At 43.8% G+C, this 26,902-nt stretch carries 26 protein-coding genes and 1 pseudogene; 21 read left to right on the forward strand and 6 right to left on the reverse strand.

Translation table 11 applies throughout. From position 1 onward, the window contains the following. Nucleotides 1-46 precede the first annotated feature (46 nt). The 8 genes from cheA (at nt 47) to PROVALCAL_RS02470 (ending at nt 9,339) form a co-directional block, all read left to right on the forward strand. On the forward strand, nt 47-2,233 hold the full coding sequence (gene cheA / locus PROVALCAL_RS02435) for a chemotaxis protein CheA (RefSeq protein ID WP_006657490.1): 2,187 nt from the start codon (nt 47-49) through the stop codon (nt 2,231-2,233). 16 nt (nt 2,234-2,249) lie between these two features. Further along, a complete protein-coding gene (gene cheW, locus PROVALCAL_RS02440) occupies nt 2,250-2,747 on the forward strand; it encodes a chemotaxis protein CheW (protein ID WP_006662059.1) in 498 nt (165 codons plus the stop codon). A 111-nt stretch (nt 2,748-2,858) separates the two neighbouring features. Further along, nucleotides 2,859-4,544 carry a methyl-accepting chemotaxis protein gene (locus PROVALCAL_RS02445; RefSeq protein WP_006657492.1) on the forward strand — a complete coding sequence of 562 codons (1,686 nt, stop codon included), beginning with the start codon at nt 2,859-2,861 and terminating at the stop codon, nt 4,542-4,544. Between the two features lie 111 nt (nt 4,545-4,655). Further along, nucleotides 4,656-6,221: a methyl-accepting chemotaxis protein gene (locus PROVALCAL_RS02450; RefSeq protein WP_006657493.1), complete on the forward strand. Its 1,566-nt coding sequence runs from the start codon at nt 4,656-4,658 to the stop codon at nt 6,219-6,221. A gap of 111 nt (nt 6,222-6,332) precedes the next feature. Further along, nucleotides 6,333-7,172 (forward strand): chemotaxis protein-glutamate O-methyltransferase, encoded by an 840-nt coding sequence (locus PROVALCAL_RS02455; protein WP_006657494.1) that lies wholly within the window; start codon nt 6,333-6,335, stop codon nt 7,170-7,172. Beyond that, nucleotides 7,169-8,236 carry a protein-glutamate methylesterase/protein-glutamine glutaminase gene (locus tag PROVALCAL_RS02460; RefSeq protein WP_006657495.1) on the forward strand — a complete coding sequence of 356 codons (1,068 nt, stop codon included), beginning with the start codon at nt 7,169-7,171 and terminating at the stop codon, nt 8,234-8,236. Before PROVALCAL_RS02455 ends, PROVALCAL_RS02460 begins: the two co-directional genes overlap by 4 nt. A 41-nt stretch (nt 8,237-8,277) precedes the next feature. Further along, a complete protein-coding gene (gene cheY / locus PROVALCAL_RS02465; RefSeq protein ID WP_004909843.1) occupies nt 8,278-8,670 on the forward strand; it encodes a chemotaxis response regulator CheY in 393 nt (130 codons plus the stop codon). A 24-nt stretch (nt 8,671-8,694) separates the two neighbouring features. Beyond that, nucleotides 8,695-9,339 carry a protein phosphatase CheZ gene (locus PROVALCAL_RS02470; RefSeq protein WP_006657497.1) on the forward strand — a complete coding sequence of 215 codons (645 nt, stop codon included), beginning with the start codon at nt 8,695-8,697 and terminating at the stop codon, nt 9,337-9,339. 117 nt (nt 9,340-9,456) lie between these two features. Here the strand turns inward: PROVALCAL_RS02470 and PROVALCAL_RS20220 are convergent, their stop codons facing one another. The 3 genes and pseudogenes from PROVALCAL_RS20220 to yajD all read right to left on the reverse strand — a co-directional run bounded on the left by PROVALCAL_RS20220 (nt 9,457) and on the right by yajD (nt 10,682). Then, entirely contained in the window at nt 9,457-9,573 is a 117-nt protein-coding gene (locus PROVALCAL_RS20220) for a hypothetical protein (protein WP_409371730.1), read from the reverse strand. Nucleotides 9,574-9,667: 94 nt separating this feature from the next. Beyond that, nucleotides 9,668-9,826: pseudogene (locus PROVALCAL_RS02475) on the reverse strand (type II toxin-antitoxin system CcdA family antitoxin); the annotation flags it as partial. Between the two features lie 508 nt (nt 9,827-10,334). Next, nucleotides 10,335-10,682, reverse strand: a complete 348-nt coding sequence (gene yajD / locus PROVALCAL_RS02480; RefSeq protein ID WP_006657500.1) for an HNH nuclease YajD — start codon at nt 10,680-10,682, stop codon at nt 10,335-10,337. Nucleotides 10,683-10,950: 268 nt separating this feature from the next. On the opposite strand from yajD, the gene flhB reads away from it, so the two are divergent. Together flhB and flhA are read left to right on the forward strand one after the other, a co-directional pair. After that, entirely contained in the window at nt 10,951-12,102 is a 1,152-nt protein-coding gene (flhB, locus tag PROVALCAL_RS02485; RefSeq protein ID WP_006657502.1) for a flagellar biosynthesis protein FlhB, read from the forward strand. Continuing rightward, entirely contained in the window at nt 12,095-14,191 is a 2,097-nt protein-coding gene (gene flhA / locus PROVALCAL_RS02490; protein ID WP_006657503.1) for a flagellar biosynthesis protein FlhA, read from the forward strand. The genes flhB and flhA overlap by 8 nt, the downstream gene beginning before the upstream one ends. A 421-nt stretch (nt 14,192-14,612) precedes the next feature. Here the strand turns inward: flhA and PROVALCAL_RS02495 are convergent, their stop codons facing one another. The 3 genes from PROVALCAL_RS02495 to flgA form a co-directional block, all read right to left on the reverse strand. Next, nucleotides 14,613-15,053, reverse strand: coding sequence for a flagella synthesis protein FlgN (locus PROVALCAL_RS02495; RefSeq protein WP_006657505.1), 441 nt, complete (start codon nt 15,051-15,053; stop codon nt 14,613-14,615). A gap of 11 nt (nt 15,054-15,064) precedes the next feature. Further along, nucleotides 15,065-15,367, reverse strand: a complete 303-nt coding sequence (flgM, locus tag PROVALCAL_RS02500; RefSeq protein WP_006657506.1) for a flagellar biosynthesis anti-sigma factor FlgM — start codon at nt 15,365-15,367, stop codon at nt 15,065-15,067. 245 nt (nt 15,368-15,612) lie between these two features. Continuing rightward, nucleotides 15,613-16,284, reverse strand: coding sequence for a flagellar basal body P-ring formation chaperone FlgA (flgA, locus tag PROVALCAL_RS02505; protein ID WP_006657507.1), 672 nt, complete (start codon nt 16,282-16,284; stop codon nt 15,613-15,615). Nucleotides 16,285-16,511: 227 nt separating this feature from the next. Here flgA and flgB point away from each other — a divergent pair, with 227 nt between their 5' ends. The 11 genes from flgB (at nt 16,512) to flgL (ending at nt 26,799) form a co-directional block, all read left to right on the forward strand. After that, nucleotides 16,512-16,925, forward strand: a complete 414-nt coding sequence (flgB, locus tag PROVALCAL_RS02510) for a flagellar basal body rod protein FlgB (protein ID WP_006657508.1) — start codon at nt 16,512-16,514, stop codon at nt 16,923-16,925. Nucleotides 16,926-16,930: 5 nt separating this feature from the next. Continuing rightward, nucleotides 16,931-17,335, forward strand: coding sequence for a flagellar basal body rod protein FlgC (flgC, locus tag PROVALCAL_RS02515; protein WP_006657509.1), 405 nt, complete (start codon nt 16,931-16,933; stop codon nt 17,333-17,335). A 12-nt stretch (nt 17,336-17,347) separates the two neighbouring features. Beyond that, nucleotides 17,348-18,214, forward strand: coding sequence for a flagellar hook assembly protein FlgD (locus tag PROVALCAL_RS02520; protein WP_006657510.1), 867 nt, complete (start codon nt 17,348-17,350; stop codon nt 18,212-18,214). A gap of 30 nt (nt 18,215-18,244) precedes the next feature. Continuing rightward, entirely contained in the window at nt 18,245-19,513 is a 1,269-nt protein-coding gene (gene flgE, locus PROVALCAL_RS02525; protein WP_006657511.1) for a flagellar hook protein FlgE, read from the forward strand. A 15-nt stretch (nt 19,514-19,528) separates the two neighbouring features. Next, complete coding sequence (locus PROVALCAL_RS02530; protein ID WP_006657512.1) at nt 19,529-20,284, forward strand: flagellar basal body rod protein FlgF; 756 nt, start codon at nt 19,529-19,531, stop codon at nt 20,282-20,284. A 19-nt stretch (nt 20,285-20,303) separates the two neighbouring features. Further along, entirely contained in the window at nt 20,304-21,086 is a 783-nt protein-coding gene (gene flgG / locus PROVALCAL_RS02535) for a flagellar basal-body rod protein FlgG (RefSeq protein ID WP_006657513.1), read from the forward strand. A gap of 81 nt (nt 21,087-21,167) precedes the next feature. Then, nucleotides 21,168-21,902: a flagellar basal body L-ring protein FlgH gene (locus PROVALCAL_RS02540; RefSeq protein WP_036960776.1), complete on the forward strand. Its 735-nt coding sequence runs from the start codon at nt 21,168-21,170 to the stop codon at nt 21,900-21,902. Between the two features lie 35 nt (nt 21,903-21,937). Next, the gene (locus PROVALCAL_RS02545) at nt 21,938-23,053 is read left to right on the forward strand and encodes a flagellar basal body P-ring protein FlgI (RefSeq protein ID WP_006657515.1); all 1,116 of its coding nucleotides are present in this window, start codon (nt 21,938-21,940) and stop codon (nt 23,051-23,053) included. Beyond that, nucleotides 23,053-24,033: a flagellar assembly peptidoglycan hydrolase FlgJ gene (gene flgJ, locus PROVALCAL_RS02550; protein ID WP_006657516.1), complete on the forward strand. Its 981-nt coding sequence runs from the start codon at nt 23,053-23,055 to the stop codon at nt 24,031-24,033. Before PROVALCAL_RS02545 ends, flgJ begins: the two co-directional genes overlap by 1 nt. A 140-nt stretch (nt 24,034-24,173) precedes the next feature. Continuing rightward, complete coding sequence (flgK, locus tag PROVALCAL_RS02555; protein ID WP_006657517.1) at nt 24,174-25,814, forward strand: flagellar hook-associated protein FlgK; 1,641 nt, start codon at nt 24,174-24,176, stop codon at nt 25,812-25,814. A gap of 49 nt (nt 25,815-25,863) precedes the next feature. Continuing rightward, nucleotides 25,864-26,799, forward strand: coding sequence for a flagellar hook-associated protein FlgL (flgL, locus tag PROVALCAL_RS02560; protein ID WP_006662048.1), 936 nt, complete (start codon nt 25,864-25,866; stop codon nt 26,797-26,799). The last annotated feature ends 103 nt before the right edge of the window (nt 26,800-26,902 follow it).

A 26,902-nucleotide genomic window follows, 5' to 3' on the forward strand; every position in this document is an offset into this window, starting at 1 on the left:
CGGCAGTCAGTGTTAAGTGAAACTTAAGCGAAATTGGATAAAAAGCATGGATATTACCGAGTTTTATCAAACATTTTTCGATGAAGCCGATGAGTTGCTTAGGGATATGGAACAGCATTTACTTGAGCTTGACCCTATTGACCCTGATAGTGAGCAACTCAATGCCATATTCCGCAGTGCCCACTCGATTAAAGGTGGGGCAGCAACCTTTGGTTTCACTCATCTGCAAAATACCACTCATACCTTAGAAAACTTGCTCGATAAGGCACGTCACGATGAACTGACATTAACGCCAGACATTATCGATGTTTTTTTAGATGCTAAAGATGTGATGGCATCCCAGTTAGATGCTTATAAAAACGATTCATTACCCGATGATGAAACCTTTAAACGTATCTGCGACGTGCTTAAAAGTGTCGAGCATACGGTTGAAGAAGTCAGCGAAGAAGAGCGGGTCGCTGAGGTTATCGCGGTTACCGATACTGACAGCACTGAGGACGCGGATTCTGCATCAGAAATGGGAATGCAAACCCATGCTGCGTTGACGGACAATGCGTTTTCTCACTATTTCATCATCACGTTGAATTCCCTGAAATCCACTGAAGTTGATGTACTGGCTGATGAGCTTGGTCTATTTGGTAGCTTGTATGGATCAGAAAAAAGTGATTCGAGTTTAAAAGCATGGCTGGGCACGAATACTGATATTGACGATATTTGCGGTGTGCTGTGTTTTGTGGTGGATGAATCACAGATCCAACATAGCGAAATAAGTTTTGAAGAATGCCAACAGGCAACTCAAGGCAATGGCCAGAAAAGTAAAGTGGCGGCAACCCTCGAAGAACTGGAAGCAACCGTAGAAGAGTTAGCGGCAATGGTAGAAAACCCGGCTGTACCCGCTATTGATGTTGCGAAAGTGGCTGTATCAGCACCTGCGCCGACCATGGCTCCAGCAGCGGTTTCATCTTCTGCCTCGGCTTCATCATCTGCTGCCGCTAAAAAAGCCGCTGCAGCGAAACCAAAAGGGGATTCTAGTAGCATTCGTGTTGCGGTTGAGAAAGTGGACCAACTGATCAACTTAGTTGGTGAGCTTGTGATTATCCAGTCGATGTTGACTCAGCATAGTCAGCAGGTCGATCAAAACGAATATGCGGATTTACTCAGTTCTATTGTTCAATTAGAGCGTAATTCTCGTGCATTACAAGAGTCGGTAATGTCGATTCGTATGATGCCGATGGACTACGTATTCAGCCGTTTCCCACGTATGGTGCGTGATATCGCGTCTAAACTGGGCAAAAAAATTGAACTTAAAGTGGAAGGTAGCTCAACCGAATTAGACAAGAGCCTCATTGAACGAATTGTTGACCCACTTAACCACCTTGTACGTAACAGCCTTGACCATGGAATTGAAAAACCTGAAGTTCGTTTAGCTAATGGTAAGCCAGAAGCGGGAACGTTAACACTTTCAGCCGCTCACCAAAGCGGCAATATCTGTATCGAAGTTCGGGATGATGGCGCAGGGTTGAACCGTGAACGTATTCTGGCAAAAGCACGCTCCCAAGGCATGAATGTCCATGATGGCATGACGAACGATGAAGTCGCTATGCTGATCATGGCACCGGGCTTCTCAACGGCTGAAGTAGTTACAGACGTTTCAGGTCGCGGCGTAGGAATGGATGTGGTTAAACGAAATATCCAAGATATGGGTGGGCGCATACAAATCGGCTTCACCGAAGGTAAGGGCACCATCATTCGTATTTTGCTGCCACTGACGTTAGCCATTCTGGATGGCATGTCTGTCAAAGTGGGTGACGATGTCTTTATTGTTCCACTCAGTGCGATTATCAGCACATTACAACCACGCCCAGAAGATATTTATCGTCTTGCGGGTGAAGAAAAAATGTTGTTAGTGCGTGGCGAGTATTTACCACTGGTCGAGTTACATCACGTCTTTTCCATTCAGCACGCAGAGCCGAATTTGGCAAACAGCATTGCGTTAATCATTCAAAACGCGGGACATCGCTTTGCTTTGTTAGTTGACAAATTGGTTGGTCAGCAGCAGGTCGTGGTGAAAAACATCGAAAGCAACTATCGCAAAATTCCAGGCATTTCTGCTGCCACCATTATGGGGGATGGTTCTGTTTCATTGATTTTAGATGTCGCGGAATTGCAGAGAATGAACAATAACATTTTGATTAATAAGAAACAGCCTGTTTCTCAACCAGTAATGCACTAAATAGAGGTTATATACCATGTCTATGTTAGATGACGATTTAAATAAGCTTGAAGAAGAAAAGAATGGCGAAGGCTACCTCATTTTTACGCTTGGTGAAGAAGAGTACGGCATCGAAATTTTAAAAGTGCAAGAAATCCGCGGTTATGAGCAAGTGACACGGATTGCGAACACCCCAGATTTTATCAAAGGTGTAACCAATTTACGTGGCGTGATTATTCCAATTATCGACCTACGTATTAAGTTTTCCCATGAAAATGTGGTCTACAACGACAATACCGTCGTCATTGTTGTGAACTTAAAAGATCGCGTGGTTGGTATTGTGGTTGATGGTGTTTCTGATGTGCTAGTTCTACATGAAGAACAAATTGCACCGCCGCCAGATTTTGCTGTGACGTTATCGACTCAGTATCTAACAGGGTTAGGTACTGTGGGGGAGCGCATGTTGATTTTGGTTGATATTGAAAAGTTATTGACCAGCGAAGAAATGGCGTTAATCGACAACATCGCGGAATAATGCGCAGTTAAATCCGCTGATAATTTGCTCAAAAATGGTAAGTGATTAACTAAAGTTTTTGAGCAACTGTCCGATATCCAAACTACAACAACACTATGTTAGTAAAACACCATGTACAGTCGAATTAAAATCGTATCAGGACTTTTGTCCGTTATTTTTGTATTTATTTTATTGCAGCTGGTATCGAGTGGTTTGATGTTTACCAAACTCGGTGATAACAGCGACAGTATTAATTATTTGAATTCTCTCCAACGCCAAAGACTCGTTCTGACTCAAAGCTGGGTCAACTTATTGCAAGCTCGTTCTGACTTAAACCGCTCCATTAACGCGTATTTATTAGAAGAGTTAAGCATTAAAGATGATGCTTCTGCTGCGGATCTTATTGCTTCAGCGAAAGGTAAATTTAAAGCCGCCGATGAAGCGTATGACAGCTACAGAAAGTTGATGGCAAACGCAGATGTGGATAAGGGGTTATTTGATAACTTACTGAAATCCTACGAGGATTACCGTGTTGCATTAACCAAATTGGCGGAATATGCAGAGAAGGGGGACTTAAACGGCTTCTATGCGCATAGAACTTCAGGGCTACAAGCCAAATTTGAAGAGCAGTTTGGCCTCTATTTTGGTGAAATTTCTTCAGATTTTGAAAATGAAGTGGTGAATGCAGAATCCAATTACCGTCAATCTCTATATTTACTGGTTATTTTATCGGTACTGTTAGCGGTGATCAGCGTGATTAGCTATCGCTATGTACGTAAAGGGATCACTGAGCCATTAAATACACTGATCGAGCGCATTAAAGTGTTCGCTTCAGGGGATTTAACGCCAAAAATTGATACCTCAGCGAACAATGAAATTGGTGAGTTAGCGCGTGGTGCCCAACACATGCAACAAGAGCTGATCAACACGGTTCGTGGTGTACTGGATGGCAGTGAAACTATCTATCAGGGTACCACTGAAATCGCAGCGGGTAACAATGACTTATCTTCGCGTACCGAGCAGCAAGTGGCTTGCTTAGAAGAAACGTCAGCAAGTATGAGTGAACTGACGGCGACGGTTAAACAAAACACTGAGTACGCGCATCAAGCCAGTGAGTTCGCTAGCCAAGCCTCTGTTATTGCAAAAGAAGGCGGCAAAGTGGTGTCTAACGTGGTTCATACCATGCGCAACATCGCAGATAGCTCGCAAAAAATCTCTGATATTACCGCGGTTATCGACAGCATTGCTTTCCAAACCAATATTCTTGCACTGAACGCTGCCGTTGAAGCCGCGCGTGCTGGTGAACATGGTCGTGGATTTGCGGTGGTTGCTGATGAAGTTCGTAGTCTTGCTCAACGCAGCGCAGATGCAGCAAAAGAGATCAAAGGCTTGATTGAAGACTCTGTTTCTAGAACAGACGTAGGGGCTCGTCAAGCAGAAAATGCTGGCGAAACAATGACAAAAATTGTCGACTCAGTCACTCGTGTTACTGACATCATGACGCACATCGCAACCGCGTCAGATGAACAAAGCAAAGGCATTTCACAAGTGAGCATCGCAGTTGAAGAGATGGACAAAGTCACTCAACAAAACGCATCGCTGGTGGAACAATCTGCTGTTGCTGCAAATGTACTGGAAGAGCAAGTCGCTAAGCTTTCTCAGTTGATCTCCATTTTCCGTTTACCTGCAATGGATCAAGCAAAAGTACGCAACGCACAACCTGCACCAAGAACAGTATCTAATATTGTTAAAACACCAGATTTATCCAAAATCGCATCGAAAAATCATAAAGATGACGATAACTGGGAAACCTTTTAAGGCTAAATCTGATCTGGCGCTGTGAGAGTTTCTCTCACAGCGTTTTTATATGTTTAAGCTCGATAATTAAAAAGAGCCAAATTTTTGGCTGACATAAGTAGGGGATTAAATATGTTAGGAAAGAATATCCGAATTTCAGTGAGCTTATACTTACTCCTGATCCTGTTTTGTGGCATGCAGTTAACGTCAAGCGGCGTTTCTGTCGGCATAGTGAACAGCGAATTAAATGCACTAGAACGCATCGATATGGGTTCTAAAAAACGCGCATTATTGGAAGAAACCAGCAAAAACTTAATGCAGGCACGTAATAGCCTGACCCAAATTGCTTTACTGATGAAAGTCGGTGACCACGTTCCATTAATCGAAGAAACCCGTGGTGTTTTCGATAACTATTTAGTCGCAGCCAATAAATCCTATAACGAATTTAAAACTCAGCCAGTGCTGAGTGAAAAAGAAAATCTCGGCTCATTAGAAGAAAAATACAATGCGTTTGTCGTCACGCTAAAAGCGCTGAGGGGCACACTGGATAATAACGATGTTGCCGCGTATATCAACTTACCCGCTCAACAAAATCAAGACGAACTGATTGGTGTTATTAATGGTTATCTTTCTGTTTTAAATACTGAAAGTAATGAATCAATTGCTGACGCTAGATTTTATAACCAATTCGCTTGGACTTCATTTTTCACGGTGGTTGTCATCATTTTCTGTGTGATTGCTGTCGTGCACCTTTGGTTAAAACGTAAAGTAATTTCGCCATTAAATAGCATGAGTGAACACTTTATGCACGTTGCGGAAGGAAAACTAAATCAGAATATTGAAATTAATTTCCGTGACGAGATTGGTGATGTTTTCGAAAAATTAAAAGTGATGCAGCAGTCATTAGCGAAAACGGTCACCTCAATTCGCTCGAATACAGACCAAATGTATACGGGTATTCGTGAGATTGCTTTAGGCAATAATAATTTATCATCAAGAACCGAACAGCAAGCGGCGTCATTAGAAGAAACAGCTGCGAGTATGGAAGAGTTAACTGCGACGGTTAAACAGAACGCGGATAACGCACGTCAAGCCAGTGAATTAGCGGTAAGTGCTTCACGTACGGCAACCAAAGGTGGCGAAATCACCGTTGGTGTGATTGACACGATGACGGCAATTTCTAACAGTTCCCAAAAAATTAGCGCCATTATTAGTGTTATTGACGGTATCGCATTCCAAACCAACATTCTTGCATTGAATGCGGCGGTAGAAGCTGCGCGTGCCGGTGAACAAGGTCGTGGATTCTCTGTGGTTGCAGGTGAAGTTCGTGCGTTAGCACAACGTAGTGCAGAGGCAGCGAAAGAAATTAAAGGATTAATCGATGAGTCTGTTGGGCGTGTAAATCAAGGCTCTCAGCTGGTTAATGAAGCAGGGCAAACCATGGATGAATTAGTGGCAGCGGTTAATCAGGTCACTGAATTAATGGGGAACATTGCTTCTGCATCGAATGAGCAGAGCCGTGGTATTGAACAAGTCGCTATTGCGGTTAGCCAAATGGATTCTGTTACACAGCAAAACGCCGCGTTGGTCGAGCAATCAACCAGTGCAACCGCAGCACTTGAAGATCAAGCGAATAACTTGGTCGATACTGTCGCGTTTTTCGAGTTACCTGAGCAATCTACTCGCATTAGACGGTGATAGACAGCTACGTCATGAGCGTGAAGCATGACGTTGCAATATAGACAACGATAGTTAGGCAGCCATTTTCGGCTGCCTCGCCGGTTTTTATTGAATAGGACGACAAGTACGATGCTATTAGTACCACAGATAGAACCTTTGACTGATGACGAATTTGGTCGGGTTTGTCGATTTATTCATAAAAAGTCTGGAATAGTCCTTACGATGAATAAGAAAAATATGGTCTATAACCGCTTATTAAAGCGCTTACGTGACTGTAATATCGACAATTTTTCTGACTACCTGCGAATGCTAGAACGCGAACCATTAAATGCGGAATGGCAAGCATTCGTCAATGCACTGACCACAAATTTAACGGCTTTCTTTCGTGAGCCTCATCATTTTGCGACATTAACTGACTTTTTAAAAAGTCGCCGCAATAGCAATGTCAATATTTGGTGTGCGGCCTCCTCAACGGGAGAAGAGCCTTATTCCATCGCCATGACAATCAGCGATGTTTTGGGCGCTAATGCAGTCAATAGCAAGGTTGTTGCGAGTGATATTGATACGGAAGTATTAGAAAAAGCGAAGCAAGGGATCTATCGAGTCGAAGAGCTGAAAACCCTGACGGCTCTGCAACGGCAGCGCTATTTCATGAAAGGTGTTGGGGAGTACGAAGGTTTTGCCCGCGTAAAACCTGCACTTAGCAACATGATTGAGTTTCGTTACTTAAATCTCACTGAGGGCGACTGGCAATTACAGCATCGATTTGATGCGATTTTTTGCCGGAACGTCATGATTTATTTTGACAAGGAAATGCAGATAAAACTGCTAGAGCGCTTTGCGCCATTGCTCAAGCCAGATGGTTTATTGTTTATTGGTCACTCTGAAAATATTTCGCAACTGACTAAGCAGTTTGTGATCAATGGACAGACCGTCTACAGCTTAGCGTCGGCGAGGAGAGGACAATGAAAAAAATAAAAGTATTGTGTGTCGATGACTCTGCTCTGATGCGTCAGTTGATGCGTGAAATTATCAATAGCCACAATGATATGGAGGTGGTCGATACCGCGCCAGATCCGTATGTTGCTCGTGATTTGATTAAGCAACTGGAGCCAGATGTTATCACCCTCGATGTTGAAATGCCGCGAATGGATGGCATTGATTTTTTAGAAAAATTAATGCGCTTGCATCCTATTCCCGTTGTGATGGTTTCTACCTTAACGTCCAAAGGCTCTGAAGTAACACTGAAAGCCCTAGAGCTAGGGGCAGTAGATTTTGTCACCAAACCTCAGATTGGTATTCGCGAAACCATGATGAGTTACCGCGACATGATCGGTGAAAAAATTCGTGCTGCAGCGATGTCTAAAATGTCGCAGCGTAATCGCTTTGCCCGTACGGAGAAAAAAGCATCTGAACCGGCAACACTGGTAAAACCGCTAACACCTTATGTATGCAATAACCGTGTGATAGCGGTAGGTGCTTCAACGGGCGGAACAGAAGCGATTCGTCAATTTTTAGAAATGCTGCCAAGAGAGTGTCCTCCCGTGGTGATCACTCAGCATATGCCAGCAGGCTTTACTCGTTCTTTTGCTGAACGTTTGAACAAATTGTGCGCGCTTACCGTGAAAGAAGCGGAACACAACGAAATTCTCCAAAAAGGCTGTGCGTATATCGCGCCGGGCGACTCGCATATGTTGATTGCTGATAAAGGCAAAGGCTATCAAGTCGTATTAGAACAAAGTGAACCCGTTAACCGTCACCGTCCTTCTGTCGATGTTTTATTTGATTCGGTTGCAAAACATGTCGGGCGTAAATGTATTGGCATTTTGCTAACAGGCATGGGAATGGATGGAGCAAAAGGGTTACTCAATCTGCGCCAACAAGGGGCTTTCACTTATGCCCAGAACGAGAGTAGTTGCGTGGTATTCGGCATGCCTCGTGCAGCAATTGAAATGAACGCAGCGGATGAAGTACTCGACTTGCTAAAAATCGCGCCAAGCGTATTAACAAAACTTTCTACTGTTACCGTGTAGTGGTGGCAGTTTTTTATCATTGTATTTTTGAAGGAGTGGTTATGGCCGCTAAAGATCTGAGTTTTCTGGTTGTCGATGACTTTTCTACTATGCGTCGCATCGTCCGTAACTTATTAAAAGAACTTGGTTTTAACAAAATTGAAGAAGCGGAAGATGGTGTTGATGCCCTCGAAAAAATCCGTGCTGGGAGTATCGACTTTGTTGTTGCTGACTGGAACATGCCAAACATGGATGGTTTAGAACTGCTGAAAACCATTCGTGGTGATGATGCACTCAAACATATCCCTGTGTTAATGGTAACGGCAGAAGCGAAGAAAGAGAACATCATTGCGGCAGCACAAGCTGGTGCCAGCGGCTATGTTGTGAAACCGTTTACCGCCGCTATCCTCGAAGAAAAATTAAATAAAGTATTTGAAAAAATGGGGCTGCAATAATCGCGGGCGGTAAAGGAGACAGTGATGATTGAACAAGTAACAATGAATGGCAGCCGTAATGGGACTGGCAATGAAGACTTAAAACACGTCATTACGCGCATTGGTACTCTCATGAGAACCTTACGTGAAAGTATGCGTGAGTTGGGTCTTGAGAAAAGTGTTCAGCAGGCAGTAGCAAGTATTCCAGACGGTAAAGATCGCCTGCGTTATATTGCCCAAATGACAGCCCAAGCGGCAGAAAAAACACTCAACGGTATTGATGTTATCAAGCCGTTGCAAGTGGACATGAACAAAAATGCAATCGCGTTGCAGCAGCAGTGGGAAGAAGCCGCCTCTGGTGAGGTATCATTAGAATTGCGCGAATCTACGCAAGCCTTTTTAGGTCAAGTTATCCAAGATAGTGAAGTGACTAAAGCTGAATTACTAGAAATCATGATGGCGCAAGACTTCCAAGACTTAACGGGTCAAGTCGTCAAAAAAATGATGGAAGTGGTTGAAGAAGCAGAGAAACAGCTATTAGCGTTGCTGATGGAAAATACACCACCAGAAATGCGAGTGAAGACTCAAAGTGAAAGCTTGCTCAATGGTCCTCAGATTAATAAAGAAGGTGTGAATGTGATGGCATCACAGTCGCAAGTGGATGATCTGTTAGATGAATTAGGCTTCTAATTCGTTCGCTCCTTCATGATATTTTGAGCTATAGCATTATTGGCTGAGTTTGCCTTCTTGCTATGGCTCAAATTATTTAGGGTAGTTGTGCATCATTATTTTATTAGCGATTTTTAATCAAAATCCATCGACCAGCAGATCTATCGCACTTTTGATTTTATCTCTTTGGTACTCAATGCAAATAATCTCTTTTCCTAGCATGGATTTAGAGATGGCTGACATCAAATGAGTCATAAGTATAAAGGAATATCAATAATGTCACTTTGTACATCCAAAAGATAAGGATAGTTGGTTAGCTCTTTTTTAGCTTGATAGACACAATATTGCATTAAAGCGCCTTATATTCCTCTGAAAAAATTTCATATCCTTTACTGATCCTATTGAGTTCCTGAAAACCATCTTGGTTATCTGCTTTCCATTTTAACGCCTCAAGTTTTTTAAATTCAGCTAGTAAAGCATTGGATAACACGAGGGAGAAATTCAAATTGGCTTTTCTCGCTTATTCATAAAGTTTAGGGGAGACAGTTACACTCACCGTCTTTTTCATTTTATTGGTTACCGTCATCGCAACTCTTTTTTGATATACATGCTACATTTACCAGGCATCCGAGTACCCGTGTTCAGAAACGGGGAAATGTAGCATATATTTTGAACGAGAAATCAATTTACCTCCATTTACCGAAAAATTCAGATACTCTATTTTCCTTTTTAAATATCGAAAAATGCTTCAATGGACTTCGTTGGGTAGACAAAGCTGTTTTTTGTACACGAGACAAGAAGAAAGGCGCAATGCAGTTTTATGCAGGACATGCAGACATATCGAATGTGTTTATGTTGGTTTACGAAGCGCTTCGCAGAAGGGATGTCATAAATTGCATTTTCGTGCAAATAGCTGGATAGCGTGATGGTGTATGGGGAACAAGATGTACCAATGAGGATGCCCGCGGTAGGCCTGAGTTCCACTCAGACCTGCGCATAGAAACGGGCGATAGGAACTATTTCTTTTTATTCAGCATCGCTTTTAAATCTGCAAACGGGTTATAGGTGGCTTCACCGACATCTTTTTGGGCATCTTCTCCTGCCACGACATTGGTACCGTATTGATCTGCTTCAGTGTATTTAGAGTGTTCATGATCATGGCAGAACAAGCATAATAGTTCCCAATTGCTGCCATCTTCAGGATTATTGGTATGGTCATGATCAATATGATGAACCGTTAACTCTCTTAAATTTGAATAAACGAACTCCCGTGTGCAGCGCCCACATATCCACGGGTAAATTTTTAGTGCTTTCTCACGGTAGCCACTTTCTAAGCGAGCATAGTTCTTGGGGATCAGAGCCATAATAAATATTACCTATTATAAATAGAAGAGTTAGCATTCATGCTGTCAATATACTCCATTCTACATCATGGGAATTAGAACGCGTGATTTTTTAAGTCGTCTCTTTGGCTTCTTCTTTATCTTATTGCGAAGCGCTTCGCAAAGTTGCTGCCATATTGCCCAATAGCCCAAAAACCCCTGCGAAGTATGTCTATTTTCCACCATTGATTTTTTTACACTCTGTCATGCTATAGCGACTATGCGTATAGGCTAATTTTTTGGAAGCTACGTGTCCGACGAAAGTGATGTAGAAAAAACAGAAGAACCCACGCCCCATAAAAAGCAGAAAGCGAAAGACGACGGGCAAATTGTTCGATCCAAAGAATTGAGCTCCCTCATGATGATGCTGGCAGGAGTCAGTTTACTGTGGCTGAGTGGTGGGCATTTAGCAACGCAGCTACGGCAAATTATGCGCCAAGGATTTATTTTTGACGGGCACTACCTGCAAAATACTGGGCTTATGCTTAGCTACCTTGGGCGAGTTGTCAGTGAGGCATTATTTGCACTATTACCCATTATTGGTGGGTTGGCGCTCGTGGGGATTTCGGCGTCTTCACTGGTCGGTGGGCTGCTATTCAACAGCAAGCTGATCAAGTTCGATTTAAAAAAGCTAAATCCGATTAAAGGATTAAAACGAATTTTTTCGATGAATGCCTTATCTGAGTTATTTAAGGCGATTTTAAAATGTGTCTTTGTGGGGTTAGGGGCATCGATTTTTTTATGGCAAAGCTGGCCATCGTTACTGCACTTGGTGATGGAGCCTCCGACTACAGCACTAGCAAATGCGTTAGAGAAAGTGATTTTTGCAGGGTATTTAATTGTCTTTCTGTTAATTCCCATGGTGGCATTTGATGTGTTTTATCAGTTTCGCTCCCATTTGAAAAAGTTGCGAATGAGTCGCCAAGAAATTAAAGATGAGTTTAAACAGCAAGAAGGTGATCCACATATTAAAGCCAAAATTCGCCAACAACAGCGGGCGATTGCTCGAAATCGAATGATGGCAGATGTCCCAAGTGCAGATGTGATTGTGACTAACCCAACCCACTATGCTGTCGCCCTAAAATATGATGACAAAAAAATGGGGGCGCCAAAAGTTTTAGCGAAAGGGGCGGGCGTAATTGCTCAGCGTATTAAAGAAATAGGCGCAGAACACCGAATTTTACAACTTGAAGCACCACCGCTTGCGCGTGCCTTGTATCGCCATGCGGAAATTGGGCAAAGTATTCCTGTTGCCTTGTATGCAGCAGTAGCAGAAGTTTTAGCATGGGTTTACCAATTGCGCCGTTGGCGTCGTGAGGGCGGCCTGAAACCTAAGAAACCGAAAAATTTACCAGTGCCACCGACGCTGGATTTTGCTGGAGATAACAATCGCGATGGCTAATTTGGCTGCACTATTAAAATTGCCGAAAAATTTACAAGGAACTCAGTGGCAAATCCTCGCAGGACCTGTGTTGATTTTACTGATCTTGTCGATGATGGTTTTGCCATTGCCGGCATTTTTGCTCGACTTATTATTCACCTTTAACATTGCACTTTCTATTATGGTGCTGTTAGTGGCGATGTTTACCAAACGCACACTGGATTTTGCAGCATTTCCTACCATTTTGCTGTTCGCAACGTTGTTACGTCTTTCTTTGAATATTGCCTCAACGCGAATTATTTTACTCGATGGTCATACTGGACCTGATGCGGCGGGACGAGTGGTTGAAGCGTTTGGTCATTTCCTTGTTGGCGGTAACTTTGCCATCGGTATTGTCGTTTTCATTATTTTAGTTTTGATTAACTTCATGGTCATCACCAAAGGTGCGGGACGTATCGCGGAAGTGGGTGCGCGTTTCGTTCTTGATGGAATGCCGGGTAAACAGATGGCAATTGATGCTGACTTAAATGCCGGAATTATCAATGACGATGAAGCGAAAAAACGTCGAGCAGAAGTGACCCAAGAGGCTGATTTTTACGGTTCAATGGATGGTGCGAGTAAATTCGTCCGTGGGGATGCCGTCGCCGGTATCATGATCATGGTCATTAACGTCATTGGTGGTCTGATCATTGGTGTGGGTCAGCACCATATGAGCCTTGGTGATGCGACGAGTGCGTATACCTTATTAACTATCGGTGATGGTCTGGTCGCACAAATTCCAGCCTTGATCATTTCGACCGCGGCGGGGGTTATTGTGACTCGCGTGGCAACGGATGAAGATGTTGGTGAGCAGATGGTGACCCAACTGTTCAATAACCCGAGAGTCATGTGGCTCAGTGCTGGGGTATTGGGGCTGATTGGTCTTATTCCGGGTATGCCAAACTTTGTATTCCTACTGTTCACTGTGGCATTGGCTGCATTAGGATGGTATTTGGTTAAGCGCTCTCGTAGCCCTGAAAAAGCCATGGATGACAGTCAAGCTCAGCATTTTCAAGAAGCAAACAAAGTTGTCGAAGCCACATGGGATGATGTACAGCTGGAAGATTTGTTGGCAATGGAAGTCGGTTATCGTTTAATTCCTTTGGTTGATAATGATCAGCAAGGCGAGTTATTAGGTCGTCTGCGTGGACTCCGTAAAAAGTTTGCTCAAGAAGTGGGTTATTTACCGCCAGTGGTACATATTTGCGATAACTTAGAACTTTCTCCATGTGAATACCGAATCCTGATAAAAGGGGCTGAGGTTGGGCGTGGCGAAGCGCAACCTGGACGAAATTTAGCGATAGATCCAGGTAATGCGGCAGGAACACTACAAGGTGATGTGACCAAGGAACCTGCATTTGGCTTGCCTGCGGTATGGATTGATGATGATTTACGCGAACAAGCTCAGATCCAAGGCTATACCGTGGTGTCTGCAAGTACGGCAGTTGCGACGCACTTTAATCAAATCTTACTGCAATATTCAAGCACTCTCTTTGGTCGCCAAGAAGCACAGATGTTGTTTGACCGCGTGAAAAAAGAGATGCCGAAATTGGCAGACGATCTGATTCCAGACACGATTTCACTCACTATTTTGCACCGCGTGTTACAAAACCTCTTAATGGAAGATGTGGTGATCCGTGATATGCGCACCATCATTGAAACTCTGGCTGAAATGGCAGGAGAAAATGGCGAGCAGAAAGACACTGATTACCTGACATCTCAGGTACGTATTGCACTGGGACGAGCGATTACACAGCAATGGTTTGGCAGTGCAGAAGAAATTCAAGTCATTGGTTTGGATGCTAAGTTAGAGCAAATCTTGCTACAAGCCGCGAAAAATGGTGGTGGTTTGGAGCCAAACCTAGCTCAGTTTATTCAGACACAAGCGGAAGAGGCCGTGGCGCATCAAGAAGCCATGGGGGCACCGACGGTGCTGTTAGTGAACCATACATTACGATTAATTCTATCTCGCTTCTTGCGCCGTAGCTTGCCACAGTTAGTGGTTATGTCTAACTTAGAGATGACGGATCACCGTAAAATTAGAATGACATCGATGATCAGTGGCTCATAAACACTCGACTGATTGCGAGTCGATTAGGTATTAATAAGCATCACAATAGGCAGTTTAGTGAGATTAGCGTTATAGCGCTTCACTAACTGCCTATTTTTTTGTTTGTCAGTTTTAGATAAAAGAGACTCAATAAGCATTTAATAAATGTACATTGAACCATAAGGAATGGCTTCAAATCTCGCTAAGGTGAATTTAGAGGCATTGAGGGCAATGACGGTAGCTATTTATGATTAATAAATGGATGGTGAACACATTGAAGAAATGACGCTAATAGGCTCAAGAATGAGAAAGATAGGGTGGATAGAGAGTGAAGTTGGAGCAAAGAGCAAAGTAAGAAAGACAAAATTTAATCAATCAAAAAGCTCTGATTATTTAATCAGATAAGTCAATAAGGGGCGAGGGAATAAGCTTTGAGGTGAATCTAAATAGAAATTTTCTTCCCTAACGCAGGACGTTTAGATTCTAAGCCATCAGCACCGTAAGTTGATTGATTATTATGCTTTTTCACAAAATTTAAGCGCTGTGTATTGAGCTCAATGTGCAGCTGTAGCATTTGGTGATTACGATAGTTTAAATCCTTTAACATGGTCGTTAAATGTTTAATCGCATCCCAAGTGTGGCTAAGTGCTGGATTACCTTCATACGGCGCGGTGATTTGTGCTTGCTCTTCAAGTTGCAAACGGTGATTTTCAGCATGACCAATAGCAGCAACTAAAAAACGCTTTTGCTCCGTCGTTTCCTGAAATGGGGAAGGAGGAACACGATGGTAACCCAAAAGTAGCTCTTCATTTTTCATCACGATTTCCAGTGACTGCAAATGGCCAAGTTGTTGTTCTAGCAATAATAATAATTCGTCGTTCATAGTCGTTCAGTTTATTTCATTGAAAGCATGCATTCGTGCGCATCACGTAAAATGCCATCAGCAATTTTACCTGCATCCATAGTTAGAGTGCCGTCTTTGATGGCTTGCTTAATTTTTTCAACCTTAGCGACATCAATGTCAGAAGCTTGGGGTTGCAGTAATTTTTTTTGTAATTCACTCGGTGCGAAAGTACTCTCTTTGACCGTCTCGTTAGCGGAGACTTTTTTCTCACGCACTAGCGCAGCGGTTTCCTGTGGGTCACGAGTGGTTACCTGAGTCAAGGCAGAGATTGCAGATGTTTGCTCAATAGCCATAGTATTTTTCCTGTTCCCGATATTTTTGATATAGAGAGTTATCGGCAGAGATTAATGAACCTTTAATATTCGGTTCGATTTCAAATTACCAGTGATGTAAGTTATTTCACTTAATTATCTGAATAAACCCTAATAATTAACTGTGTACTCAACTACTTCAGACGAATTACAAAAATTATACCTGTAATTCTTTGTAAAAACAGAAATTTATCATGCAGTAACTTAATGATTTAACGTAAATTAAGTTAGTTTAGCGCAACGTGTACACTGCCATTCTCTTGCGCTTCACCATTCACCACTTGTCCGTTGATGAGTCGAACTCGAATGTTCTCGCCAATGACGGCATTATTGATAGCTCGACCTTCATATTTCACAGAGAAATTATCCCCTGTGGCGAACACATAGACTGTTTGACCCGCCTTGATTGCCCAAGGGCGTCTGACCATTGAGTTGGTAAATGTTTGTCCTGCTGTGATATTGCGAAGTGCTAATGTTCCGCGAAGTGCCATCTTATCGGTGGATGCACCAGACGGTAATTGATGGATAAGCCCTTTTTTTGTGCCAATATCCACAAATTCAATGGTTTCGCCACGTTGAATATTGCGAGTAGCAACATAGTATTGCCCTGTTACATTGACGGTAAGCTGTAAGTACTGTTTTTTCTTACCACATTGTACTGGCAATGAAACATTACCCATATTACGTCCCCCACTGGGTAAGCCAATTTGTGGTTTATCACAATTTGGCCATTTATCGATGGGGGTTTTTATTTCAATGGAAACGTTATTTTGTTTACCATGAATTTTACGAAAATACTGGTCAATATCCTGAGGAAGAGAGGCTTGCACAGAAAATGAAAATAGATTTAATATACTGATAATTAGAATATATTTAATTGAAAAAACCGTGTTTCTCATTCCGTTCCCTCTCTCATTCCATATCTTTTCATCCTTGAAGTTTACCTATCTCATCAATAATGAATGAGGCAAATAGGTCAATTATTTTGCCTTTATCCCGCCATTAGATTTTTTCTCTGGCAGCTAATATGAGCATCGAATTTTTGTATTTACAGAATCTGCAATTAAAAAATTCTTAATTTTTGCTCGAGCAAATTAAGAATTAACTGAAATCCATTGAGGAAACCATGATTGATAAATTAGATGCCACCTTTGCTTTTCAGCAACGGGCTTTGTCCATAAGAGAAGCAAGACAGACTGTTTTGGCTTCTAACATTGCTAATGCGGATACGCCAGGCTACCAAGCGCGCGATATTGATTTTAATCGTCAGCTGCAACAAGCAATGGATAAAGGTGTGGTGAAAGGAAAAGGTATTTCTCTGGCTGTAACAGCCAAAGGGCATATCGAAGGTCATGATATGAAACCAGCTGCTTTGGATCTGAAATATCGGGTGCCTTATCAAACTTCAATGGATGGAAACACTGTTGATATGGATGTGGAACGCAGCCAATTTGCTGACAATACATTGAAATATCAAGCCGATCTTACATTCATCAATAGCCAAGTCAAAAGTATGTTGGCCGTTCTACAACAAGGGTAAGGGTTATGGGTCTACTCAGTATTTTTGATATCTCCTCTTCTGCATTAACGGCGCAATCTCAGCGTTTAAACGTGAGCGCCAGTAATATGGCGAACGCGGAAAGTGTGGTGGGTCCTGATGGCGAACCGTACCGCGCAAAGCAAGTCGTTTTCCAAATGGCGCCACAAGGTCGCAACCAAGTTGGTGGTGTTCGTGTGAGTGAGTTAATCGACGATCCTGCTCCTCCGCGTATGGAATATAAACCTGGACACCCTCTGGCAGATGAAAAGGGTTATGTGAAGATGCCTAACGTCGATACCGTGGGTGAAATGATCAACACCATTTCAGCATCGCGTAGCTACCAAGCTAACTTAGAAGTCATGAATACAGCGAAAACATTGCTACAGAAAACCTTAACGCTAGGTCAGTAACGGAGAAGCGAAATGGGGATCTCTGCCTCAATGAATGATTCTTTGGATAACTCGGTAGCAGGACCTGCTGCCGCGGCAAGTAATGTTCCAAAGAAAAGTCAAAGTGATGATATGCGTGACACATTTTTGAAAATGATCGTCACACAGATGCAGAACCAAGACCCAACCAAACCGATGGATAATGCGGATTTAACGGGGCAATTGGCACAAATCGCGACGCTTGAGAGCATGAATAAACTCAGCGATAGCGTGACCGGAATTTCGCAACAAATCGGGTCTGGGCAATCATTACAAGCAACGCAGCTTGTGGGGAAAGGGGTACTTATCCCGCGTAACGAAATTATTCTCGCCCCACTGAAAAAAGAGAGTAATGGCGAAAATAGCAATGTGGCTAAGCCTGCTAACCCGTTACCTGATGATGTTATTAGCGCGAATAGCCCATCCAACTTTGGGCTGAGTAATTTTGGCGCGACAGACGGTAATGAAGGCGGTGAAGGCACCGAAGAGCCACAAACTGATTATATTTCATCGCCATTTGGCTTCTTCTTACCGAAGATGGCAGATAGCGTTGAAATCACCATTCGAGACAAAAACCGCACCGTTATTCGTACCATCACCTATGACTCAGAAGTCAAACCCGATATCTACGATATGGCATGGGATGGACGTGATAACAACGGCAATGTGGTTGCTGACCCGAAAGGTAAATATTTCTTTGATGTGAAAGCCGTCAGGATGGGGTCTGAAATTGAGGTCACCAAACTCGGCTATACCCGTGTCAATGGTGTCACACCTGGCTCAGATGCACCATTACTGGATGTTGGAATAGGGCAAAGTGTGCCACTCAGCAGCATCTTTAAAGTGTATCCCGCATCTTAATTTTATTCCCCAAACACTTATGGAGAAAATATGTCTTTTTCACAAGCAGTCAGTGGCTTAAATGCAGCATCAGCGGGGCTAGACTCGATTGGTAACAACATTGCCAACTCCGCAACTAACGGTTTTAAAGGGGCGACAACATCATTTGCTGATATGTTTGCTGGCTCCGGTGTTGGGCTAGGTGTTAACGTCGCCGCCGTCACCCAAAACTTCAAAGATGGTCCCATTACCCGTACCGATAGAGCGACAGACGTTGCTATTTCGGGGAACGGTTTTTTCCGTGTTCAAGATCAGAATGGTGATGTTTATTACAGCCGTGATGGTCAATTTCTGCGCGATAAAAGCGGTAACTTAGTGAACAACCAAGGCATGGTGGTGACCGGTTACCCTGCGAGCGTGGATGATAAAGGTAACGTCACTGTACAAAGTGGCGGTGTTCCGGGTGGCATGAATATCCCAACGGATATGATGGATGCGAAACAATCAGATTTAGCAAAACTCACCATCAACCTGAACTCAGAAGATAAAGTTAAAGCAAAAGCGTTTGATCCAAACAACCCAGACGATATCGCAACCTATAACTTCAGTACCACCATGACTGCCTATGACAGCCAAGGTAACACCCATGAAATTTCTGTCTATTTTGTGAAAAAAGACGATAACAAGTGGGAAGTACATGCGAAAGATGCAAGTGAAACCGTCGCGAAAAAACTGGGTGAATTAGAGTTTGACGGTAACGGTAAGTTAATGACCGAAAAAGTTGTCAAAGGTCCAAACCCAGGCGATCCAGATACAACGGTTCAATTACCAACAACATTTGATTTCCCATTCAAAGGTTTAAATGGTGCCAATGATGGAACACTAAAAGTTGATTTGGGTAAAACTCGTCAACAAAAAGTCAGTGAGTCTTCTGTCAGCGCTATCGATGTGAATGGCTACCCAGCGGGTGAATACACCACCTTCAAAATCGAAGATAACGGTTTGATCGTTGCGAACTACTCCAACCAACAAAAACGTGTCGTAGGGCAAATTGCCTTATCCGCATTTGCGAACCCGAATGGTTTAGTTTCTCAAGGTGGTAACGTGTGGGCAGCATCTAACGCGTCCGGTAACCCAATGGACGGCGTCCCTGGCGTGGGTCAGTTCGGTAAATTAACCAGTGGTGCACTAGAGTCGTCAAACGTGGATATGAGCCAAGAGCTGATCAGCATGATTGTTATGCAGCGTAACTATCAGTCCAACGCCCAAACCATTAAGACTCAAGACCAGATGTTACAAACACTGGTTAACTTACGTTAATCCTAGAGGCTGGCGATGGATCATGTCATTTATACCGCAATGGGCGGGGCGCGTCATGCGCTTGAAAACCAAAGTATTGTGTCGAATAACATAGCTAACGTTTCCACCGCGGGTTTTAAAGCTCAGCTGTCGGCAATGCGTGCTGTGCCTATTCATGGTGATACTGAGCAGACGCGTACACTGGTCGTCGCATCAACACCCGGCGCGGATATGAGCCAAGGTCAACTGAACTATACCGGTCGACCGATGGATGTTGCGTTGAATGATAAACACTTCTTGGCTGTTGCATTAGGTGATGGCACAGAAGCGTATACCCGTAACGGTAACATTCAAATTTCGCCAGACGGTGAATTAATGATTGGTGAGCGAGTTTTGCAAGGTGATGGCGGTGCTATTAACGTGCCACCGAATGCGGAATTAACTATCGGTAACGATGGAACCATTACTGCCTTGCTGGCAACGGATCCCCCAACGATGTTGGGGCAGATTGGTCGCCTCAAAGTGGTTGAAGCGCAGGCACAGGATTTAGTGCGTGGTGAAGATGGATTATTCCATTTATCACCGCAGGCGCAAGCGGCGAACGGTAATGGGTTACCAATGAGTGAGCGTGCCATTGTGACTTCTGGGGTGATTGAAGGCAGTAACGTTAATGCCGCAGAAGCCATGGTATCCATGATTGCTAATGCTCGCCATTTTGAAATGCAAATGAAAGTGATCCGCAGCGCAGATGAAAATGCGCAGCGTGCTAATCAACTACTCACTATCAGCTAATTGTTAGTAAGGAATTACTATGATCCGTTCTTTATGGATTGCCAAAACGGGGCTTGATGCTCAACAAACCAACCTTGACGTTATTTCTAACAACTTGGCGAACGTCAGTACTAATGGGTTTAAACGTCAGCGCGCAGTATTCGAAGATTTACTGTATCAAAACATCCGTCAACCGGGTGCGATGAGTTCAGAGCAAACGTCATTACCGTCAGGCTTACAAATGGGTACGGGTGCGCGTCCTGTGGCGACTGTTCGTATTCATAGCCAAGGTAACTTGAATAAAACGGGTACAACGACAGATATCGCGATTAAAGGTCAGGGTTTTTTACACGTTCAGATGCCAGATGGTACTGATGCCTATACTCGTGATGGTGCGTTGCAGCGTAACCAAGATGGTCAGTTAGTGACATCAAGTGGTTATCAAGTCGTACCAGCAATCATGATCCCTGAAAACGCCAACAGCCTGAGCATTGCGCGTGATGGTACGGTCTCTGTGACAGTGTATGGTGATAACCAGCCACAGCAAATCGGTCAAATAACGTTAACCACGTTTATTAACGATGCTGGCTTAGAAAGTATGGGTGAAAACCTGTACATGGAAACCGCAAGTTCTGGCGCACCGAATGAAAGTGCGCCGGGAACTAACGGCGCAGGGCTGCTGTATCAAGGTATGTTAGAAACCTCAAACGTTAACGTTGCCGAAGAGTTGGTGAATATGATCCAAACTCAGCGTGCATATGAAATTAACAGCAAAGCGGTTTCTGCATCTGACCAAATGCTGCAACGTCTGACACAGCTGTAAGTAAGGATGACCGCTTATGGAAAAATCTATAAGCGGTTTTTCGTGATGACAAAGGGTATCCAGTAGCAAAAGAGTAGCATGATGATTGAAAACGGTATTGTTCCTAAGCAGAGAAAAACAGTGTTACAGACCACAAAATCCGTCTGTTTGATCGCCACTGTGGCGGTCACATTAAATGGCTGTGCACATATTAAGCCTCGCCCGCTGGTGGACACGCAAACCAGTGCAGTACCTACTGCACCCACAGCCCCAGCCCCTAATGGTGCCATTTTTCAGAGTGCTCAACCTGCTTACTATGGCTACCAGCCGCTATTTGAAGACAGAAGACCGCGTAATGTCGGGGATATCTTAACGATCAACCTGCAAGAGAACGTCAGCGCGAGTAAAAACTCATCGGCAAATGCAAACCGCAGCGGAAAAACCGGTTTCTTGGCAGCAATTCTGCCTGGGTTTATGCAAGGTTGGTTAGGCGGGAGTAACACTGAGATTGATGTGAAAGGGAACAGCGACTTTAACGGGAAAGGTGGCGCAAACGCTAACAATACCTTTAAAGGCACAATCACTGTGACCGTTGACCAATTATTGGCAAATGGCAATTTGCACGTAGTGGGTGAAAAACGTATTGCGATTAATCAGGGAACAGAATCTATTCGATTCTCTGGCGTGGTGAATCCACGCACGATTGGTGCCGATAACAATGTCAGCTCCACTCAAGTGGCTGATGCTCGGATTGAATACGTTGGTGATGGCTATATCAACGAGTCCCAAACGATGGGGTGGCTACAGCGCTTTTTCTTAAATGTATCCCCTTACTAAGTGAACATCCGTTAGCTAATAGCCGAGAAAATTCAATGAAAAACAAATTATTCGTTCTCATTTCATTTGTTTGCCTTTTCGGGAGCTTGTTTGTTGCTCCTGCCTATAGCGAGCGAATTAAAGATCTGACTACAGTGCAAGGGGTCAGAGATAACCCCTTAATAGGATATGGTTTAGTTGTGGGTTTGGATGGTACGGGTGACCAAACCATGCAGACGCCATTCACCACGCAAAGTTTAAATAACATGCTGTCCCAAATGGGGATTACGGTTCCAGCGGGGACCAACATGCAGTTGAAAAACGTTGCCGCGGTAATGGTGACCGCGAAAATGCCACCATTTGGTCGTTCTGGTCAATCAGTGGATGTGGTGGTTTCTTCGATGGGGAATGCAAAAAGCTTACGCGGCGGAACCTTGTTGATGACCCCGTTAAAAGGGGTTGATGGGCAGATTTACGCCATGGCACAAGGTAACGTGTTGGTTGGTGGTGCGGGGGCAAGTGCCGGCGGTAGCAGTGTCAAAGTTAACCAGTTGAATGGTGGTCGTATTACTGATGGTGCGATGATTGAACGCGAACTCCCAAATAGCTTTGGTCAAAGTGGGGCTATCAACCTGCAACTCAACGAGGACAGTTTTGCTTTAGCGCAAGATATTTCAGATGCGATTAACCGCTTGGGTGGAATGGGATCTGCACGTGCATTAGATTCCCGTACTGTTCAATTATTAGTGCCAGCAAATAATACAGATCAAGTGCGTTTTTTATCACGAGTACAAGAGCTCAATGTCCGCACACCAATGGCTGAAGCCAAAGTTATTCTGAATTCACGCACAGGCTCTGTAGTCATTAATCGCAGTGTGACATTAGACAGCTGTGCAGTTGCGCACGGCAGTTTAGCGGTGACGGTTGAGCGTCAAACGCAAGTTAACCAACCGGATACTCCATTTGCGGGCGGGCAAACTGTGGTCACGCGTAACACGAATATTGGTGTGAAAGAGCAAGGTGGCGCACTTCAAAAAGTGAATGCCAGTGTTCAGCTTAACCAAGTGATCCAAGCGCTCAATACGTTAGGCGCCACGCCAACAGACCTAATGTCTATCCTGCAAGCGATGGAAAGCGCGGGTTGTTTACGTGCGAAATTGGAGATCATCTAATGAGTGATATGCAGTTATTACAAGGGGCTGCGTATGATGTTCAGTCGTTAACCAGTTTAAAAGGCGAATTAAACAAATCGCCAGAACAAGGGCTGCGTCAAGTGACGCAGCAGCTTGAGGCGACATTTGTGGAAATGATGCTCAAAAGTATGCGCTCTGCCTTACCACAAGACGGCATGTTCTCGAGTGATCAAACGCGCATGATGACCAGCATGTATGACCAACAAATTGCTCAAGACCTCGCTCAAAAAGGACTGGGATTTGGGGAGATGATGTATCAGCAACTGACGCGTGATCAGGCACCCAACTCGCCGGCACAAGGCGCGTTTATGCCACTTAACGAACAAGATTTGCAATCATTGCCACCTTTCGCCCTAGAACAAATGGTGCGACGTTTCGCTCCTGCTATGGGGGATGCGTTAGCCTCGCCATTCCAGAAAATCAAATCCTTGTCACTGAACAGTAGCAATTTCATCAACCAATTAATTGAACCCGCTAAAAATGCCAGTGAAAAAAGTGGCATTTCGCATTTCTTGATTTTGGCACAAGCGGCACTTGAAAGTGGCTGGGGAAAACGTGAAATCTTGACCGCTGATGGAAAAACCAGCCATAACTTATTTGGTATTAAGGCGGGTAAAAATTGGCAAGGTCCCGTCACGAACATCATGACGACGGAAGTCATTAACGGCAAAACCATCAAAATGCGTGATGATTTCCGTGTGTATGCGTCTTATGAAGAGGCGATATCCGACTATATCAGCCTGTTAACGGAAAACCCGCGTTATAAAGATGTAAAACATGCGGCAACCCCTGAAATCGCTGCCCGTCGCCTTCATAAAGCAGGGTATGCAACCGACCCCGGATATTCCGATAAGTTGATCACCTTAATCAACCAAATTCGGGGTGCCGGAAGCCCTGTCAATGCCTCAGCATCACGGGCGATACAGGCTTATAACATTGACTTAAACGATATCTTCTAAAGAGTCTCAATAAATCAAAGTTTGCGCTAAACATTTACGCCAACTTTCCGATAAATGAATAAGTGAAAAAATTTTGAGTGGCTAGCGCTGAGATTGAGTCAGCCAATCAACGCGCTCAGTCCCAAGAATAGGAAAAGCTTATGCTGAACAATGTAATGAATAATGCGCTCAGTGGTGTGAACGCTGCGCAAGGCGGGTTAAGTGTTATCTCTAACAACTTAGCAAACGCTGGCGTAGGTTACTATCACCGCCAAAGTGCTGTTTTCGGGGAGAATCCCGGTACAATGACACCTAATGGTTATTTTGGTAACGGCACGTATTTCAGCCATGTTCGCCGTGAGTTTGATGAGTTCGTCAATGCGCAGTACAGCCAGTCCCGTGCACGTAGCGGCGATTATGAAGCGTATGTGAAAAACTGCAATAAAGTAGATGACTTGCTGACAAATGATATTGAAGACTTGTCCGGTAGCATTGGCAGTTTCTTTACGGCTCTAGACTCTGCGAGCAGCGATGCCAGTGATAAAACGCTGATTGATGTATTTTTAGGGCAATCTAACGCGTTAGTTTCTCAATTCAAAGAAGCTGACAGACAGCTGCAAGAGATGGAACGTGATATCAACCGCCAAATTGAAAACAAGGTGAAAGATATCAACATCTACGCAGAAAAAATTGCGGGATTAAACCAGCAAATCGCACGAGTGCGTTCTGTCAGTGGTTCAGAACCCAATGACTTATTGGACGTGCGTGATCGTCTAGTAAATGAAGTGAACTCAGTGATTGGTGTGAAAGTCATTGAGCAAAATGGCAACTATAACGTGACGTTTGCCAACGGATTACCGCTGGTTACGGGCGAAAAAGCGAACCGACTAGAAGCGATGCCTTCATCAAAAGATGACAGCCGTTTTAGCATTGGCTTCGTCGGTGCAAATGACCAAGTTCGTGAAATCCCTGATGAAGCTTTTAAAGGTGGAGAACTCAGTGGCGTTTTACGTTCACGTCAAGAAGTGCTCGACCCTGCGTATCAAAAAATCAATAAATTAGCGTTAGTTTTTGCGACTAAGTTTAATGAAATTCACCAAAAAGGGTTTGATTCCAATGGTGAAACGGGCAAAGACTTTTTCGCGATTGGTAAAGGCTCCGTTGTGAGCAACACCTTCAATACGGGTAAAACTGATTTTGATTTGAGCTACAGCGATGTAAGCCAGGTCACAGGTAAAAACTATGAGATGCGTTTCGATGGTGGAAAGTGGAATGTCACTCGCTTGCCTGACGGTGTTGAGGTTAAGGTTGATACCTCCACGCCTGGCTCATTGAAATTTGAAGGTATTGAGCTAAAAATCACGACAAACAATCCGAATCAAGGGGATACCTTCGTCGTTAAACCGATGAATGGCGTGATCAATAATATGCAAACGTTAGTCACAGATTCTGCGCAATTCGCAAAAGCGGGCAGCAAAGATGCCGGTCCTGGTGACAACGAAAACATCAAAGAGTTAGTTAAACTGCAAGATCAAAAACTGATTGATGGTGGTTCGACATTCTCAGACTTCTACGCCACATTGGTTAACGATGTCGGTAGTCGTACTAAGCAAGCGCAAATCGATTCTGAAACCCAAAACAAAATGACTGAAAGTTTCTACCGCCAAGAGCAAGAAATTTCAGGGGTTAACATGAATGAAGAGAGCATTCAGATGCAAAAAATCCAGCAATTCTTTAATGCCAATGCTCAGGTATTGAAGACCGTTGATGATTTATTTAATGCATTAATGCGTGCGTTCTAATTGATTAATAGCCATTGGATTTAATCAGAATTTAATAAGGATTTAAGCGATGCGTTTAAGTACGAATATGATTTTCCACCAACGCCTGCAAGATATGAATAATTCAGAGGCTCGTTGGATGGCGGCAGGTAGCCAACTCGCTTCAGGCAAGCGAGTCAATAAACCTTCGGATGATCCGCAAGCCTCATCCCAAGCTGTGCGTATTAACCAATCTGAAAACCGCAATCAGCAGTATGTCACTAGCCGTGGTTTTGCGAAAACGGGTATGACGCTGCAAATGAGCATTTTGACTCAGATGACGGATGTGACGACGCAGATCGATACCTCCATTATCCAAGCATCTAACCAAGGTGCGCTGAGTGATAAAGATAGAAATACATTAGCGGATCAGATTACTGGCTTAAAAGAGCAGCTGGTTGCGTTAGGCAACTCTACAGATGGTAACGGTCGCTATATTTTTGCAGGTTTTAAATCTGACAAAGCGCCATTTGAAATCGATGCGGATGGTGAAGTGCTGTACCACGGTGGTGACAAGCCAATCACTCAGAACGTAGCCAGTGACCGTGAAATGACCACCTATTTTACCGGTGCCCAAGTGTTTGAAACAGATGGCGCAGGTATGGTGAATGTGTTTAAAGCGCTAAATGAAGGTATTAAAGCGCTACGTATTCCACAAGAGAATGCACCACAGGCGGATTTAGACAAAGCGCAAGCAGGTATGGAGACTGCAAACCGTGGGATCAAAGCGGCATTGGACCAAATCTCCAATATCGAAGCGAAACAAGGTTTACAGTTGCAAGAGATTGATAAACTCGATTTCTTAGCGGATACACGCACAATTCAGAACGAAACCCGTAAGACTGAGTTGTTACAGACTAACTGGACTGGTGCAACGACGGATTACTATAAAGAGAAGGCAATGTTCCAAGCTTCTCAAGATATTTTTAAAGATCTCAACAGTATGTCGTTATTTGGCGGACGTTAATTGATTTTTACCGCACCCTTTGGCAGTGGCATGTGTACAGGGTGCGGATTTTTCATTCTTCTCGTTATGTTCGTGCTATTTCTTCCTCGTTATTTTCTCGCCC

The organism is Providencia alcalifaciens DSM 30120 (assembly GCF_000173415.1).
Classification (GTDB): domain Bacteria; phylum Pseudomonadota; class Gammaproteobacteria; order Enterobacterales; family Enterobacteriaceae; genus Providencia; species Providencia alcalifaciens.